At 59.5% G+C, this 16,644-nt stretch carries 15 protein-coding genes and 4 tRNA genes; 9 read left to right on the top strand and 10 right to left on the bottom strand.

Features of this window, described 5'->3' with window-relative positions:
* The first annotated feature begins 98 nt into the window (after positions 1-98).
* The 5 genes from ACYZUC_RS24630 (at position 99) to ACYZUC_RS24610 (ending at position 3,595) form a co-directional block, all read left to right on the top strand.
* Complete coding sequence (locus ACYZUC_RS24630) at positions 99-725, top strand: DUF1780 domain-containing protein (protein WP_032828736.1); 627 nt, start codon at positions 99-101, stop codon at positions 723-725.
* Entirely contained in the window at positions 722-1,249 is a 528-nt protein-coding gene (locus ACYZUC_RS24625) for an MOSC domain-containing protein (protein ID WP_461990950.1), read from the top strand. The genes ACYZUC_RS24630 and ACYZUC_RS24625 overlap by 4 nt, the downstream gene beginning before the upstream one ends.
* Positions 1,250-1,317: 68 nt before the next feature.
* Complete coding sequence (locus ACYZUC_RS24620) at positions 1,318-1,491, top strand: DUF3094 domain-containing protein (RefSeq protein ID WP_008028730.1); 174 nt, start codon at positions 1,318-1,320, stop codon at positions 1,489-1,491.
* A gap of 60 nt (positions 1,492-1,551) precedes the next feature.
* A complete protein-coding gene (locus ACYZUC_RS24615; RefSeq protein WP_461990948.1) occupies positions 1,552-2,850 on the top strand; it encodes an NAD(P)/FAD-dependent oxidoreductase in 1,299 nt (432 codons plus the stop codon).
* Positions 2,851-3,196: 346 nt separating this feature from the next.
* Positions 3,197-3,595 carry an HvfA family oxazolone/thioamide-modified RiPP metallophore gene (locus ACYZUC_RS24610; protein ID WP_461990946.1) on the top strand — a complete coding sequence of 133 codons (399 nt, stop codon included), beginning with the start codon at positions 3,197-3,199 and terminating at the stop codon, positions 3,593-3,595.
* A 61-nt stretch (positions 3,596-3,656) separates the two neighbouring features.
* Here ACYZUC_RS24610 and ACYZUC_RS24605 read toward each other — a convergent pair whose 3' ends face one another.
* The 8 genes from ACYZUC_RS24605 to rluD form a co-directional block, all read right to left on the bottom strand.
* Entirely contained in the window at positions 3,657-5,282 is a 1,626-nt protein-coding gene (locus ACYZUC_RS24605) for a methyl-accepting chemotaxis protein (RefSeq protein ID WP_461990944.1), read from the bottom strand.
* A gap of 152 nt (positions 5,283-5,434) precedes the next feature.
* A tRNA-Pro gene (locus tag ACYZUC_RS24600) sits at positions 5,435-5,511 on the bottom strand.
* A gap of 95 nt (positions 5,512-5,606) precedes the next feature.
* Positions 5,607-5,682 (bottom strand) — tRNA-Lys (locus tag ACYZUC_RS24595).
* Positions 5,683-5,687: 5 nt separating this feature from the next.
* Positions 5,688-5,764: transfer RNA gene (locus ACYZUC_RS24590), tRNA-Pro, on the bottom strand.
* A gap of 9 nt (positions 5,765-5,773) precedes the next feature.
* A tRNA-Asn gene (locus ACYZUC_RS24585) sits at positions 5,774-5,849 on the bottom strand.
* A 300-nt stretch (positions 5,850-6,149) separates the two neighbouring features.
* Complete coding sequence (clpB, locus tag ACYZUC_RS24580; RefSeq protein ID WP_461990942.1) at positions 6,150-8,714, bottom strand: ATP-dependent chaperone ClpB; 2,565 nt, start codon at positions 8,712-8,714, stop codon at positions 6,150-6,152.
* Between the two features lie 130 nt (positions 8,715-8,844).
* A complete protein-coding gene (pgeF, locus tag ACYZUC_RS24575) occupies positions 8,845-9,570 on the bottom strand; it encodes a peptidoglycan editing factor PgeF (protein ID WP_461990940.1) in 726 nt (241 codons plus the stop codon).
* A complete protein-coding gene (rluD, locus tag ACYZUC_RS24570) occupies positions 9,567-10,529 on the bottom strand; it encodes a 23S rRNA pseudouridine(1911/1915/1917) synthase RluD (protein WP_008028788.1) in 963 nt (320 codons plus the stop codon). The genes pgeF and rluD overlap by 4 nt, the downstream gene beginning before the upstream one ends.
* A gap of 151 nt (positions 10,530-10,680) precedes the next feature.
* Here rluD and ACYZUC_RS24565 point away from each other — a divergent pair, with 151 nt between their 5' ends.
* From ACYZUC_RS24565 to ACYZUC_RS24550, 4 genes are all read left to right on the top strand, one after another.
* Entirely contained in the window at positions 10,681-11,703 is a 1,023-nt protein-coding gene (locus ACYZUC_RS24565) for an outer membrane protein assembly factor BamD (RefSeq protein ID WP_461990938.1), read from the top strand.
* Between the two features lie 126 nt (positions 11,704-11,829).
* Positions 11,830-12,063 (top strand): PP0621 family protein, encoded by a 234-nt coding sequence (locus tag ACYZUC_RS24560; protein ID WP_008037883.1) that lies wholly within the window; start codon positions 11,830-11,832, stop codon positions 12,061-12,063.
* The gene (locus tag ACYZUC_RS24555) at positions 12,053-13,642 is read left to right on the top strand and encodes a sensor histidine kinase (RefSeq protein WP_461990936.1); all 1,590 of its coding nucleotides are present in this window, start codon (positions 12,053-12,055) and stop codon (positions 13,640-13,642) included. Before ACYZUC_RS24560 ends, ACYZUC_RS24555 begins: the two co-directional genes overlap by 11 nt.
* A 2-nt stretch (positions 13,643-13,644) precedes the next feature.
* Positions 13,645-14,976: a sigma-54-dependent transcriptional regulator gene (locus ACYZUC_RS24550; protein WP_461990935.1), complete on the top strand. Its 1,332-nt coding sequence runs from the start codon at positions 13,645-13,647 to the stop codon at positions 14,974-14,976.
* A 109-nt stretch (positions 14,977-15,085) separates the two neighbouring features.
* On the opposite strand, the gene thiO is transcribed toward ACYZUC_RS24550, so the two are convergent.
* Positions 15,086-16,186 (bottom strand): glycine oxidase ThiO, encoded by a 1,101-nt coding sequence (gene thiO, locus ACYZUC_RS24545; RefSeq protein ID WP_461990933.1) that lies wholly within the window; start codon positions 16,184-16,186, stop codon positions 15,086-15,088.
* Between the two features lie 54 nt (positions 16,187-16,240).
* On the bottom strand, positions 16,241-16,639 hold the full coding sequence (locus ACYZUC_RS24540) for a type IV pilin protein (protein ID WP_461990931.1): 399 nt from the start codon (positions 16,637-16,639) through the stop codon (positions 16,241-16,243).
* Between the last annotated feature and the right edge of the window lie 5 nt (positions 16,640-16,644).

Raw genomic sequence — 16,644 nt, 5'->3', positions numbered from 1 at the left:
GAAACGGGCGCGGGATGGGGCAATGGCGTGACAGGCTTTTGTTCTTCTCCGACAAACTGTCTTCTTTTCGAACGCATTTGAACGCTAAGCTTGGGCCTATGGATGACTCAGATTATTTACGCCTGCTGACCATTGCGGCCGAGCAAGCCAACGCGTTCCTTTCCAATGCCCGCAAATGGGAGCGTGAGCGTTGGGTGTGCCAGCGCCTGCTGCAAGGGCTGAACATTCCTTACCGCACCGACGAGTTCGCGCCTGCCGGGGAGCCGCCGGACGTGCTGTTTCGCGAGGCGAATTTCGAAGTGTTTTTCGTGCTCGACGAAGGCCGGCGCCTCAACGATGAGTGGCGCGATGAACTGCAACGCCGACGCAGTGCGTTTTCGCTGAGTTCGCTGGTGCGTCGCGAAGCCAAACCCAGGCGCATTCCGGCCAATGAATTCCTGCTGAGACTGGCGCCGACCTTGCGCAAAAAAGCGCACAACTACAAAGAGCGCGGCATGGACCTGGGCGAGCTGGACATCATCGCCTTCGCCAGCCTCAAGCGCGAAGTGCTCGACCTCAATAGCCATTTCCCACCGCCCACCGAATACTTGCGTCAGGGCTGGCGCTCGTTGTCGCTGGTGGGTCCGACCTTCGCCCGTGTTTTATTTGCGCATCCCGACGCTCCGGATTTCCTGCGCAGCAACCTCGGTCGCAGCATCGTTTTCGATGTCGGGATCAGCCTGTGAGTCCATTGCAGGAACTGATCGCTGAAGTCCCTCAAACCGGCCGCGTACGCTGGATCGGCGTGCGCCCGCAGCCACACGTGCCGATGATCGAACTGGCGGCCGTGGAGGCACGACTCGAGGCCGGGCTGACCGGCGATCGCGCTCGCCCCGGCGTGCGCAATGCGCGGCAGGTGACGCTGATTCAGTGGGAGCATCTGGCAGTGATCAACTCGCTGATGGGCCGCTCGGAAGATAATCCGCTGTTGCCTAATGATTTGCGGCGCAACCTCGTTATCAGTGGGATCAACCTGTTCAGCCTCAAGGGTCGCCGTTTCAAAATCGGCCAGGCGATTTTCGAAACCACCGGTTGGTGTCAGCCCTGCGCGCGTCTGCAAAACAACCTCGGCCCTGGTACCTTTCAGGCCGTTCGCGGACATGGCGGAATCACCGCCCGAGTGTTACAAAGTGGAATCATTCGCCTGGACGATACGGTCAGCGTCGAGCCTGTTCCGGAGAGCGGCTATGCTCCGTTCAACGCGGGCTAACGTTTTGCACAAAAGCCTGCTTGTAGCTTCTTCACATTAAGCAACGTCTACCCCTGACGAGGTCCGATATGACCAGCCGCCTGAACCCCGACGACCAAAAGCATGTCGAAGAGTACCTGCACCTGTCCCAGCACCGAGTCGAGCGCCGGCCTTTCCGGCCGTGGATGCTCCTGGTGGTGGTGCTGGCAGTGACTATTGGCCTGGGCCTGTTGAGCCGATTTATCAGTTACCTGACGCTATGAGCTGCATCGCGCTCGCTCGGATAATTGCACCGATTTCTTTTAGCCTTGCGAGATATCCCCATGACTCATCGTATTGTCATCGTTGGCGGCGGCGCCGGCGGTCTGGAGTTGGCTACCCGTCTGGGTAAGACTCTGGGCAAGCGCGGCACGGCCAGTGTGATGCTGGTCGACGCGAACCTGACCCACATCTGGAAACCGCTGTTGCATGAAGTGGCGGCCGGTTCCCTGAACTCTTCCGAAGACGAACTCAACTATGTTGCCCAGGCGAAATGGAACCACTTCGAGTTCCAGCTGGGGCGCATGAGCGGGCTTGATCGGGCACAGAAGAAAATCCAGCTGGCCGCCACCTATGACGAAGCCGGTCTGGAACTGGTGCCGGCGCGTGAAGTGCCGTACGACTCGCTGGTGATCGCCGTCGGCAGCACCACCAACGATTTCGGTACCCAGGGCGCGGCGCAACATTGCCTGTTCCTCGACACGCGTAAACAGGCCGAGCGTTTCCACCAGCAACTGCTCAACCATTATTTGCGCGCGCACGCCGGGCAGACGGATGTGGTGCAGCAGATCAGCGTCGCGATCGTTGGCGCTGGCGCCACAGGCGTCGAGCTGGCCGCCGAACTGCACAACGCCGCGCATGAACTGGCGGCTTACGGTCTGGACCGGATCAAACCGGAGAACATGCACATCACCTTGATCGAAGCCGGTCCACGGGTGCTGCCAGCATTGCCGGAGCGGATCGGCGGGCCTGTGCATAAAACCCTGGAGAAACTCGGGGTCAATGTCATGACCAACGCGGCCGTTAGCGAAGTGACCGCAGACAGCCTGATCACCGCCGACGGCAAAGTGATCAACGCCAGCCTGAAAGTCTGGGCCGCCGGGATTCGTGCGCCGGGTTTCCTCAAGGACATCGACGGTCTGGAAACCAACCGCATCAACCAGCTGCAAGTGCTGCCGACCCTGCAAACCACCCGCGACGAAAACATCTTCGCCTTCGGTGACTGCGCGGCCTGCCCGCAACCGGGCACCGATCGCAATGTGCCGCCGCGCGCCCAGGCTGCGCATCAGCAGGCGTCGTTGCTGGCCAAATCGCTGAAGCTGCGGATCGAGGGCAAGGCTTTGCCTGTGTACAAGTACACCGACTACGGCTCGTTGATTTCGCTGTCGCGTTTTTCGGCTGTGGGTAACTTGATGGGCAACCTGACCGGCAGCGTGATGCTCGAGGGTTGGCTGGCGCGGATGTTTTATGTGTCGCTGTACCGCATGCACCAGATGGCGCTGTATGGCGCGTTCCGCACAGCGATGTTGATGCTGGGCAGCAAGATTGGTCGCGGGACTGAGCCTCGACTCAAGCTGCACTAAGTTCTTCGGCGCTCGTTCGGGCCTCTTCGCGGGCAAGTCGGATCGCCGCACCGCTCGCTCCTACAGGTTGGTGGTGACCTTGTAGGAGCGAGCGGTGCGGCGATCCGACTTGCCCGCGAATGGGGCGCCTCGGTCCAACCTGAAAACACTTGTGTGTCTCACTGTATCTCACCCCACGATTTTGCCCCTTCGCTTACAAACTCCCCCCTTGCGCGACACAGTAGCGATACACCTCGCCCGTTAAATGGCCACATCCAAGCAAGGCACCCCGCCCGCTTCGGCTAACGCCGCACTTACGTGGCAACCTTTATCGAGTGGTTGTGTTGCGCAACCCAGGAGATTTGAAATGTCCCGTACCACCAAGAACACTATCGGTTTGCTCGGCGCTGTCCTCGCTGGCGGCATGATGTTGACCGGCACCGTTTTCGCCGCGCAGCCTCTGACCCAGGGCTACCTGCTGGCCTCGGCCGAACAGGTGGTGAAAACCCCTGAAGGCAAATGCGGCGAAGGCAAGTGTGGCGATGCGTCGATGGCAAAAACCGACACCGACGGTGACGGCAAGGTCTCTCGCGCCGAATTCCTGAAAGTCGCGCCGAAGTCCAACTTCGACAAGATCGACACTAACCACGACGGTTTCATCGACGAACAAGAAGCGTTCGATAACGTGAAAGCCAACTACGAAGCCAATGGCAAGAAAATGCCAAAAGGCCTGTTCGAACACCTGAAAGATCAAGACGGCGCCTAAGTCTCAATAAAAAAGCCGCGCTTTTCCTTCGAAAAGCGCGGCTTTTTCATGTCCGGCACATTTACACCCGAAAACGCTGCACCATCCCCTGCAACGCATTGGCCAGTTTCGATAGCTCGTGGCTGGAGGCACTGGTCTGATCCGCGCCGGTAGCGGAACGCACCGACAGATCACGAATGTTCACCAGATTGCGATCCACCTCCCGGGCCACTTGGGCCTGTTCTTCAGCGGCACTGGCAATCACCAGATTGCGCTCGTGAATCTCGTGGACCGAGGCGGTGATGGTCTGCAACGCGTCGCCAGCCCGCTCGGCCAGCACCAGCGTACTGGCGGCACGGGAAGCGCTGGCATTCATCGAGTCCAGCGCCAGGCTCGAGCCGCTGCGCATGCCCTGGACCATTTGTTCGATTTCCTGGGTCGATTGCTGCGTGCGATGCGCCAGTGCACGCACTTCATCGGCCACCACCGCAAAACCGCGCCCGCTTTCACCCGCACGCGCCGCTTCAATTGCAGCGTTGAGCGCCAACAGATTGGTTTGCTCGGCAATGGCCCGAATCACATCCAGCACCTTACCGATGTCCTGAGACTGATTGGCCAGCGACTGCACCAACTCGCCGGTGTGCTGCACATCATTGGCCAGGGCGCTGATGGCACTCGCGGTTTCGCTGACCCGCTCCTGCCCCAGATGCGCCGACTCGCTGGACTGGCGAGTGGCATCGGAAGTCGACACTGCGTTGCGCGCAACTTCTTCGACGGCGGAGGTCATTTCGTTGACCGCCGTGGCGGCTTGCTCAATCTCGTTGTTCTGTTGTTGCAGGCCCTGGGTGCTGTCGAGGGTGACGGCGTTCAGCTCATCTGCCGCCGTGGCCAGTTGCGTCGCCGAGCCACTGATGGCTTGCAGGGTTTCCCGCAGGTTCTGCTGCATGGTCGCCAGCGCCTTGAGCAAACGGCTCACTTCGTCATTGCCATGGGTCGCGATAGGTCGGGTCAAATCGCCCTGCGCCACGCTTTCCGCCGCACTCAAGGCTTCGTTCAGCGGACGGACGATGCTGCGAGTCAGCAACATCGCCAGGCCGACAGTCGCCAACGCCGCGAGCGCGATGAACAGGCTGACGATGGACCGCGAGGTTTCGTAGTGCGCTGCGGATTTCTGGCTTTCAACGGCGACCTGTTTGGCGAACAGTTCCGCCAGGTCATTGAGCTGCTTGCCGGAACCATCGACCACGGTTTTCATGTCGATCAACAGCAGTTTGGTCAGCTCGTCACGGCGACCTTGCTCGGCCAGGGTGAACGACTGGGCAATGCCGGTGCGATAGGCGGCGAAGGTGGTTTTGAACTGGTCATACAAGGCCTGACCTTCAGCGGTGTCGACCAACTTGTCGTAAGCCGCAATCTTCTCGCTCAGTTCCTTGTCGCGGGTGTCCATCTGGCCGCGGTAGGTTGGAATGTTCTTTGGGTCTTGATCCAGTGCCATGCGCAGGGAAATGGTACGGATGCGCAGCATCAGTTCGCGGATCTCGTCACCACCACGGATGCTCGGCAGCCATTGTTTCTCCACCGCCACCTCGCTCTCGCGAATGCTCGACATCTGCCCCAGGGCAAATATTCCAAGCAACGCCACCAGCACGGCAATCAAGGCAAAACCCAGCGCAGCACGAGGGGCAATATTCAGCTGACGAAGAAACATAACGAGTGCCTTTCTTGTTGTTGGCTTGAATGAGAGGTCGCGAGTGCGCCCCGACAGCTCGTTATCGGCTAGTTGTACGATGACTTGAAAGGATTCGGCTTTTTAAAAGGCAAAAAAAATCCCCGTATCTTTCGATACGAGGATTTTTAATATGGTCGGGGTAAGGGGATTCGAACTCCTGACATCCTGCTCCCAAAGCAGGCGCGCTACCGGACTGCGCTATACCCCGGTAAAAAAAAGGCACCTTTTAAAGGCGCCTTCTTCGATCAGCGCTTTTGGCCTCTGATCTTAAGATTCGATTCCAGCGCTAACTGGTTTCAAAAATGGTGGGTCGTGTGGGATTCGAACCTACGACCAATTGGTTAAAAGCCAACTGCTCTACCAACTGAGCTAACGACCCAAAAATGGTCGGGGTAAGGGGATTCGAACTCCTGACATCCTGCTCCCAAAGCAGGCGCGCTACCGGACTGCGCTATACCCCGGTTTGAAATTGGCTCCGTGACCAGGACTCGAACCTGGGACCCAATGATTAACAGTCATTTGCTCTACCGACTGAGCTATCACGGAACTACATATTTCAATTTACAACGGTGAAGCTTTACTGCGTTCTCTTCGACCCGTTCGCATCGCTGCGTTCGTGTGTCTGAGGCGCGCTATTCTACAATCTTAAGCACCTCTGTCAACCCCCTAAATTGCATTCAAGTTAATGATTTGCAACTTATTTCAGATTCCTGCTTGGGGAGCAGAAACCCTTCCGGGTGACTTACTGCGGGGCGCACTTTACAAGCCTTTTCCTTTGAGTTCAACAACCTGACGAAAAAAAGGCCTCGCAACGCGAGGCCTCTTCAGTTTTGTTGCTAACGCGGATCAGGCGAAGACGATTTCGTCGTTTTCCACCACACCCTTGGCGGTATCGCCGGGCATGAAACGACCCGACAAAATCAGCTGCGCCAGCGGGTTTTCGATCCAGCGCTGAATCGCACGTTTCAGTGGCCGTGCGCCGTACACCGGGTCGTAGCCAACCGCGATCAGCTTGTCCATGGCCTCAGGGCTGAGCTCCAGTTTCAGTTCGCGCTCAGTCAGGCGACTGCGCAGACGACCCAACTGGATCTCGGTAATGCCCGCAATCTGATCCCGCGCCAATGGTTCGAAGATCACCACTTCGTCGACCCGGTTGATGAACTCCGGCCGGAAGTGCGTGGAAATCGCATCCATCACCGCTGCGCGCTGAGCCTCACGATCACCGACCAGTTCCTGGATCTGTACCGAGCCCAGGTTGGAGGTCATGACGATCACGGTGTTCTTGAAATCCACCGTGCGGCCATGGCTGTCGGTCAGGCGGCCATCTTCCAGCACTTGCAGCAAGATGTTGAACACATCCGGGTGGGCCTTCTCGACCTCATCCAGCAGGATCACCGAATAAGGCTTGCGACGCACCGCCTCGGTCAGGTAACCGCCCTCTTCATACCCTACGTAGCCTGGTGGCGCACCGATCAACCGGGCCACGGAATGTTTCTCCATGAACTCGGACATGTCGATCCGCACCATCGCCTCTTCGGTATCAAAGAGGAACTCGGCCAACGCCTTGCACAACTCGGTTTTACCGACACCGGTCGGGCCGAGGAACATGAACGAACCGCTCGGACGATTCGGGTCGGACAAACCGGCCCGCGAACGACGCACCGCGTTGGAAACCGCGATCACCGCTTCGTCCTGACCGATCACGCGCTGATGCAACAGGCCTTCCATCTTCATCAGCTTGTCGCGCTCGCCTTCGAGCATTTTCGACACGGGGATGCCGGTCCACTTCGAGACGACTTCGGCGATTTCTTCCTCGGTCACCTTGCTGCGCAGCAACTGGTTTTCGCTTTTGCCATGCTGGTCGACCATTTGCAGGCTGCGCTCCAGATCCGGGATCACCCCGTATTGCAGCTCGGCCATGCGGTTCAGGTCGCCTTTACGGCGGGCGGCTTCCAGTTCCTGGCGGGATTGTTCGATTTTCTGCTGGATCTGCGCAGAACCCTGGACTTCGGCTTTTTCCGAGTTCCAGATTTCTTCGAGGTCCGAATACTCACGCTCATGACGAACGATTTCTTCCTGGAGTTTTTCCAGACGCTTGATCGCCGCTTCATCGCTCTCTTTCTTCAGCGCCTGGGATTCCACCTTCAGCTGAATCAGACGACGCTCAAGACGGTCCAGCACTTCCGGCTTGGAGTCGATCTCCATGCGGATGCGGCTGGCGGCTTCGTCGATCAGGTCGATGGCCTTGTCCGGCAACTGACGATCGGTAATGTAGCGATGACTCAGTTTGGCCGCGGCGATGATCGCGCCGTCGGTGATCGCCACTTTGTGGTGAACTTCATAACGCTCTTTCAGGCCACGCAGAATGGCGATGGTGTCTTCTTCGCTCGGTTCGTCCACCAACACTTTCTGGAAGCGCCGCTCGAGGGCCGCGTCCTTCTCTATATATTGACGGTACTCGTTGAGCGTGGTCGCGCCGACGCAGTGCAACTCGCCACGGGCCAACGCAGGTTTGAGCATGTTGCCCGCATCCATCGAGCCTTCGCCTTTACCGGCGCCGACCATGGTGTGCAGTTCGTCGATAAACAGAATGATCTGCCCTTCCTGCTTCGACAGTTCGTTGAGCAGGGATTTCAGGCGCTCTTCAAACTCGCCACGGTACTTGGCACCGGCAATCAGCGCGCCCATGTCCAGGGACAGCAGGCGTTTGCCTTTCAGGCCATCCGGCACTTCGCCGTTGATGATGCGCTGGGCCAGGCCTTCGGCGATGGCGGTTTTACCCACGCCAGGCTCACCGATCAGCACCGGGTTGTTCTTGGTGCGGCGTTGCAGCACCTGAATGGTCCGGCGAATTTCGTCGTCACGACCGATTACCGGATCGAGTTTGCCGTCTTCGGCGCGCTTGGTCAGGTCGACGGTGTATTTATCCAGCGCCTGACGCGACTCTTCGTGGTTGGCGTCGTTGACCGCTTCGCCGCCACGCAGGTTGTTGATCGCGTTTTCCAGGGCTTTTTTGCTGACGCCCTGACCGAGCAACAATTTGCCGAGTTTGTTGTTCTCGTCCATGGCGGCGAGCAGCACCAGCTCACTGGAAATGAACTGATCGCCCTTCTGCTGGGCCAGGCGATCCGCCTGATTGAGCAGACGCGCCAAGTCCTGCGACATGTTGACGTCGCCGGTCGGGTTCTGGATTTTTGGCAGCTGGTCGAGCTCTTTGGTCAGCTCTTTACGCAGGCTGTTGACGTCAAAACCAACCTGCATCAACAGGGGTTTGATCGAACCACCCTGCTGTTCAAGCATGGCTTGCATCAAGTGCGCCGGTTCAATACCGGGATGGTCAAGGCCGACGGCCAGCGATTGGGCGTCGGATAGAGCTAACTGCAATTTGCTGGTTAAACGATCTATACGCATGGGTCACCTTCCTTTTGAGCAGGCCGGACCTATAAAACATCCTGAATGAAGAAACCTGCCAGATACCGCTATAGATGTGGTCGATTCTGGGAGTTTCAAGCGTCGTGACGTTGATGCAGGTCAGGGAAGTCTAGCGATCCAACCAGACAAGGGAGGCAAACCGACCGGTGCGAGGGCTGCGGCGGTAAGAAAAGAAGCGGGGATCGGTCACGGTGCAGAAACCGCCACCATAAACAGCAGTGACACCACGAGCCGCCAGACGCAAACGCGCCAGCTCATAGATGTCAGCCATGAATTTGCCAGCGTTTTGGCTTGGGACGAAGGCTTTGGCGGATTCGGGCAATTGCTCGATGAAGGTATCCCGTACTTCCGGGCCGACTTCAAAGGCTTGCGGGCCAATGGCCGGACCGAGCCAGACCAGCACGTCTTCCGAGGGCACGGCCAGCGCATCGAGCGTCGCTTCGAGCACGCCCGCCGCCAACCCGCGCCAACCGGCGTGGGCGGCAGCGACGCGAGTGCCGGCACGGTCGCAAAACAACGCGGGCAGGCAATCAGCCGTCATCGCCGCGCAGGCAATGCCGGGCGTTGCCGTCCAGCTGGCATCGGCGGTGGCCACAAGGCTTGGGTCCGCATGAGCCACGGCGATGCCGTGAACCTGCTTCAACCAGGCCGGCTGCATGGAGAAATGATCGGTGAGGCGACGGCGGTTTTCGGCAACAGCTTCGGGGCTGTCGTCGACGTGATCGCCGAGGTTGAGGCTGTCGAACGGCGCCAGACTGACGCCGCCCGCACGGGTGGTGACGCAGGCCTTCACCCCGGCAGGCGCAGGCCAGTCGGGAATCAGCCAGTCACTCATCCGATGAACGCCTCACGGTCTTGCTTGAGCAGCGTCAGCAACCAGACGAAATCGTCCGGCAGTGGCGATTCCCAGCTCATGCGTTTACCGGTAGTCGGGTGATCCAGCTCCAGGAACCGCGCATGCAGCGCCTGGCGCGGGAACGTCTTCAAGGAATCGACCATGGTCTGGCTGGCGGCTGGCGGGATACGGAAACGACCGCCGTAGGCAGGATCTCCGACCAACGGGTAGTTGATGTGCGCCATGTGCACGCGAATCTGGTGCGTACGACCGGTTTCCAGCTTCACCCGCACGTGAGTGTGGGAGCGGAAACGCTCAAGCACACGGTAATGGCTGACGGCTTGCTTGCCACCTTCCATCACGGCCATGCGTTGGCGTTGCTGGCCGTGACGACCGATCGGCGCGTTGATCTTGCCGCCCGCCGTCACGACGCCGATTACGATGCACTCGTAGATCCGGCTGACGCTACGGCTCTGCAACTGTGTAACCAGCTGCGTCTGCGCTTGAATGGTCTTGGCCACCACCATCAGACCGGTGGTGTCCTTGTCCAGACGATGCACGATACCGGCGCGGGGCACATTGATGATGTCCGGCACGTGGTGCAGCAAGGCGTTGAGCAAGGTGCCATCAGCGTGACCGGCAGCCGGATGCACCACCAGGCCCGCAGGCTTGTTGATCACCAGGATGTCGTCGTCTTCATAGACGATGTCCAGCTCAATGTCTTGAGCGATCCATTCGCCCTGAGCTTCCTGCTCGGCAGTCAGTTCAAGAATGGCGCCACCGTGAACGATGTCTCGCGGGCGGATAACCGCCCCATCCACAGTCAGGCGGCCGTCTTTGATCCAGGCGGAAAGGCGCGAGCGCGAGTGCTCAGCGAATAATTGTGCGGCGACTTGATCGAGGCGTTGGCCGCCCAATTCGGACGGCACCTCTGCGCGAAGTTCAATTTTATCGGACATGCTCAGACTAGGCGTCGGCACAGCCTTTGGTTTCGGCTGCGCGCTTGTGGTTAAATACGGCGTCTTTTGCCCCGAGGCTATTCAACGGGGCGCTCATCATAACAGGACGGCCCCGCCCAAGACAGCGGCCGTCATAGGGACGCAAGCCGCCATGCAAGTGAAACACCTGCTGCTGATCGCCATCCTCGCATTGACCGCTGCTTGCTCATCGAAGGAAGTCGTAGACGAAAACCTTAGCGAAGTCGAGCTGTACCAGCAGGCTCAGCAAGATCTGGACAACAATAGCTACACCGCCGCCACAGCCAAGCTGAAGGCGCTGGAGTCGCGTTATCCGTTCGGTCGCTACGCCGATCAGGCTCAACTCGAGCTCATCTACGCCAACTACAAGAACACCGAGCCTGAGGCTGCGAAGTCTGCCGCCGAGCGTTTCATTCGTTTGCACCCTCAGCATCCGAACGTGGATTACGCCTATTACCTCAAGGGCCTGACCTCTTTCGACCAGGACGTCGGCCTGCTGTCGCGTTTCCTGCCGCTGGACATGACCAAGCGTGACCCGGGTGCTGCCCGCGACTCCTACAACGAGTTCGCCCAGCTGACCAGCCGCTTCCCGAACAGCCGTTACTCGCCGGACGCCAAGCAGCGCATGATTTACCTGCGCAACCTGCTGGCGGCCTACGAGATTCACGTCGCCGACTACTACCTGACCCGTCAGGCCTACGTCGCTGCCGCGAATCGTGGTCGTTACGTGGTGGAAAACTTCCAGGAAACCCCATCGGTCGGCGACGGCCTGGCGGTGATGACTGAAGCCTACCAGCGTCTGCACCTGGACGACCTGGCAGCCACCAGCCTCGAAACCCTGAAGCTCAACTACCCGAACCACCCAACGCTGGTAGACGGTCAGTTCGTGCCAACGGTCGACGAAGCCGACAACCGTTCGTGGTTGAGCAAGGCGACTCTGGGCCTGATCGAATCCCGCCCACCGCTGCCGCCGGGCGAAACCCGCGCCAACCAGGACGTGCAGAGACAATTCCGGGACGCCAAAGACGCGATTCCGAACGATCTCAAGCCTAAAGATGAAAATGGCGACGTGATCGAAGAAGAAAATCACGAAGCGGAAGGCAACAACAGCGACCGCTCGTGGTTCAGCTACATGACCTTCGGCGTGTTCGACTGATACGACCGGTGGTGCAAAAAGGGAGACTCTTGAGTCTCCCTTTTTTATTGCGCGGTTTTTATTACGCTGTGCGCCCGTCATGTCCTTGGCTAAACTGCTTAATCACTCGTCATAAAGCAGCTCATCATGCTTCGTTTACTGTTCTGGATCGCCCTGATTGCCGCAGCGGTATGGTTCTGGCGCAAGTTCAAGGGCCAGGCTTCTGTGCCCAAGTCCCCTGCCGAACTGGAAGCCGCGCCCATGGTCCGCTGCGCCCATTGCGGCGTACACCTGCCCCGCGACCGCGCGCTGAGCCTTCAACAACAGTGGTATTGCAGCCAGGCTCACCTCGAGCAAGGCCCGGGCTCCAGTGATCGCTGAGACGTCCAGTCCCGGCAGCAAACAGGCTCAGCGACTGCTGCGCCTTTATCACCTCTACCGTCTAAGCGTCGGCATCACCTTGGTGCTGCTGATCTCCAGCAACCTGGACAACCAGTTGCTGACGTTCGCCAATGACAGCCTGTTGCGCAGTGGCAGCTGGCTGTACCTGGTGCTGAACATCTTGCTGGTGGTCTTCTTCGAGAACACCCGCCGCCCGGCGCAACTGTTCGGGCTGGCGCTGATTGATGTCCTGCTGTTGTGTGGCTTGTTCTACGCCGCCGGCGGTGTCGCCAGCGCCATCGGCAACCTGCTGATCGTCTCGGTGGCCATCAGCAACGCCTTGTTGCGAAACCGCATCGGCCTGCTGATCGCCGCCGTCGGCGCGCTCGGCATCGTCGGGCTGAGCTTTCTCCTGAGCTTCAACCATCCCGCCAGCCCCAACGATTACCTGCAAGCCGGCACCCTCGGTGCGCTGTGCTTTGCTGCAGCGTTGCTGGTGCAAGGCTTGATCCAACGCCTGGAAGTCAGCGAAACCCTCGCCGAACAACGGGCCAGCGAAGTGGTGGGCCTCGAAGCCCTCAATGCATTGATCCTGCAACGCATGCGCACTGGCATCCTGGTGCTCGACGGGCAACTGCGGGTGCAATTGGCCAACCACAGCGCGCTGATCTTACTGGGTCGAGACACTCTCGAAGGCCAACGGATCGACGACTGCTCGCCCATTCTGGTCGAACGCCTGCAACTGTGGCGGAACAATCCGACGCTGCGCCCCCAGAGCCTGAAAATCGCCAACAGCGGCCTGGAACTGCAACCGAGCTTCATTGCCCTGGCCCAAAGCCCGCACCACCAAACCCTGGTCTTCCTGGAAGATCTCGCACAAATCGCCCAACAGGCCCAACAACTGAAGCTCGCCGCTTTGGGTCGCCTGACGGCCGGTATCGCCCACGAAATTCGCAATCCTTTGGGCGCCATTAGTCATGCCGCTCAGCTATTGCAGGAATCGGAGGAACTGAACGGCGCGGATCGGCGTCTGACCCAGATTATTCAAGACCACTCTCAGCGAATGAATCGGGTTATCGAAAACGTCCTGCAACTGTCCCGCCGCCAGCAAACCGTACCGCAACGACTCGATCTGAAGCCGTGGCTGGAGCAGTTCGTTGCGGACAGTCGCGAAAGTGCGCTCGATCGTCAGCAGATTCACCTGCGCATCGGTTCAGGCGACGTCAAAACCCTGATGGACCCGAACCAGCTCACCCAGATTCTCGACAATTTGTTGCGCAACGCCTGGCGTCATAGCGCTCAGGTCCACGATCAGGCACAGGTCTGGCTCGATTTGTTTGTCGACCCCGACAGCCAGTTGCCGATCATCGAGGTTCGGGACGATGGCCCCGGCGTAGCACCGGACCAGCAGGTGCATTTGTTCGAACCGTTCTATACCACCAGCGCCCAAGGCACAGGCCTGGGGCTGTATCTGTCCCGTGAGCTGTGCGAAAGCAACCAGGCCCGCCTAGACTTCAAGCCACGCCATGATGGCGGCTGCTTTCGCATCACCTTTGCTCACGGACGGAAACAAAGTTGAACATGAGCCCACGGCAAAAAGTCCTGATCGTCGACGACGAGCCGGATATCCGCGAACTCCTGGAAATCACCCTGGGACGGATGAAACTCGACACCTTCAGCGCCCGTAACCTCGGCGAAGCCCAAGCGCTGTTGAAGCGTGAGACCTTCGACCTGTGCCTGACCGACATGCGCCTGCCGGACGGCACCGGTCTTGAGCTGGTGCAACATATCCAGCAACGCGCCCCAAACCTGCCGGTGGCCATGATTACCGCCTACGGTAGCCTCGAAACGGCGATCAACGCCCTCAAGGCCGGCGCCTTCGACTTCCTGACCAAACCGGTGGACCTCACGCGATTGCGCGAACTGGTCACCAGCGCCCTGCGCATGCCGGCACCGGGCGCAGCCATCGACCGACGGTTGCTGGGCGATTCGCTGCCCATGCGTAACCTGCGTAAACAAATCGACAAACTGGCCCGCAGTCAGGCGCCGGTCTACATCAGCGGCGAGTCTGGCAGCGGTAAGGAACTGGTCGCCCGACTGATCCACGAACAAGGACCGCGCGCCAACCAGCCGTTTGTCCCGGTCAATTGCGGGGCGATACCGTCGGAACTGATGGAAAGCGAGTTTTTTGGCCATCGCAAAGGCAGTTTCAGCGGCGCTATCGAAGACAAGCCCGGGCTGTTCCAGGCCGCGCAGGGTGGCACGCTGTTCCTCGACGAAGTGGCCGACTTGCCGCTGTCGATGCAGGTCAAACTGCTGCGGGCGATTCAGGAAAAAGCCGTTCGCAGCGTTGGCGGCCAGCAGGAAACCGTGGTCGATGTGCGGATCCTCTGCGCCACCCACAAAGACCTCGACGCCGAAGTCGCCGCTGAACGCTTTCGTCAGGATTTGTATTACCGGCTGAATGTGATCGAACTGCGGGTTCCGCCTTTACGCGAACGCCGCGACGACATCGAGTCATTGGCCGGTCATGTGCTCAAGCGTCTGGCGGCAGCCAGCGGCCAACCCGCCACGAAACTCCACCCACAAGCGCTTGAAGCGCTGAAAAGCTATCGCTTTCCGGGCAATGTGCGGGAACTGGAGAACATGCTCGAACGCGCGCACACCTTGTGCGACAACAAGCAGATCGAAGCCAGTGACCTGCGACTGGCCGAAGGCAATTGCAGCGCCGACAGCGGTGCGCCGGACCTGACGCAGATCGACAATCTGGAAGACTATCTGGAAAACGTAGAACGCAAACTCATCCTCCAGGCCCTGGAGGAAACCCGCTGGAACCGCACGGCGGCGGCTCAGCGATTGAATTTGTCGTTTCGGTCGATGCGTTACAGGTTGAAGAAATTCGGGCTGGATTGAGGGCCCCTTCGCGGGCAAGCCTCGCTCCTACAAGATCAACGACGATTGACATCTGTAGGAGCGAGGCTTGCCCGCGAAAGCGTTCTGGAAGGCGACGAATGTTTCGCGACTAGATCCGCCCGGCCGGCGCATACGGCGCCGGATCAATGATCGGCGCCCTGCCCAGCATCACATCCGCAAACAACTGGCACGACGCCGGCGCCAGCACCAAACCGTTACGGTAATGCCCGCAGTTGAGCCACAACCCATCGAAGCCCGGCACCCGGCCGATGTAGGGAATGCCCTCCGGTGAACCCGGTCGCAGCCCCGCCCAATGCCCGACCACCTCGGCATCCGCCAGCGCTGGAATCAATTCCACCGCAGACGCTTTCAGACTCTCAAGCGCAGAGCCGGTCGGCGTCTTGTCGAAGCCTTCATGTTCCAGCGTGCTGCCAATCAGAATGTGTCCATCCCGGCGAGGAATCGCATAACGCCCCTTGGCCAGTACCATGCTCGGCAGGAAGTCCGCCGCGCACTTGTAAAGAATCATCTGCCCTTTCACAGGCTCAACCGGTAACGCCAGGCCCAGGCTTTTGAGCAAATCACCGCTCCAGGCACCAGCCGTCAGCACCACCTGTTCTCCGTGGATCGCGCCTGCCGAAGTCTGCACGCCGACGACTTTCTCGCCTTCGCGAACGAACCCGCTGACTTCGCACTGCTCATGAATCGTCACGTTCGGCATCGCCAGCAAGGCAGCCTTGAGGGATTTCACCAGTCGCGGATTGCGCACGTTGGCCACGTCGGCCATGTAGATCGCGCGGGTGAAACCGCCACCCAGGACCGGCACCGCATCGTGCGCTGCCGAGATATCCACAGCCCGCAGCGGACGGTTTTCCCGCTCGGCCCAGGCCAGCGCCTCGGCTTCATCGTCCAGGTCCAGCCAGTACAGGCCGGTGGTGTGCACTTCAGGATCAACCCCGGTCGCGGCAAACAGGCGCTCGCCCAGCTGTGGATAAAAGTCCTGAGACCAATGGGCCAGCGCGGTAACTGCCGGGCTGTAGCGCCATGGGTAGAGCGGCGAAACGATGCCGCCACCGGCCCAGGACGATTCCTGACCGACATTCGAACGGTCCAGCAGCACAACGCTCTGTACTTGCGACACGAGATTGAACGCTGTCAGCAGGCCAATCACACCGCCGCCGACTATCACCACTTGCTGTTGCATGGTCATGTTCCGATCCAACCGTTAAAGAGACAGGAGGCGCAAAAGGCGCCCGAAAAAAACTCAGCGACCCCAGCAATCTTTGGTGGTCAGTCCGGCCGTCGCGTTGACCATGCTTCTGACACCGGTGTTGGTGATGGTGAAATCGCCACACTTGTCAGTCGCCATGCTGCCGGCCTTGCGTGTAGCGGTCAGCAGGAAGGTCTGGTCGGTCAGGGTCGGGGTGATGGTGTAATAGTCATTGCCGACGCTCAGGCCGGTGGCACCGGTGTAGACATTACCCTTCGAGTAAAACCGTTCAAGAACCTGCGCCTGCTCGGAGAGAAGCCCGGCCACTTCAGCCCGGCGGCCCTTTTTCACGTATTCGGTAAGGCTCGGGTAGCCAATGGTGATGACGATCCCGATGATCGCAATCACGATCATGATTTCGATCAGGGTAAAACCTCGGTTGGATCTGCGCATGCCTC

It is taken from the genome of Pseudomonas sp. GT1P32 (assembly GCF_054897805.1).
The sequence above is the reverse complement of the archived record's forward strand: the minus strand, read 5'-3'. Positions and strand labels throughout refer to the sequence as shown.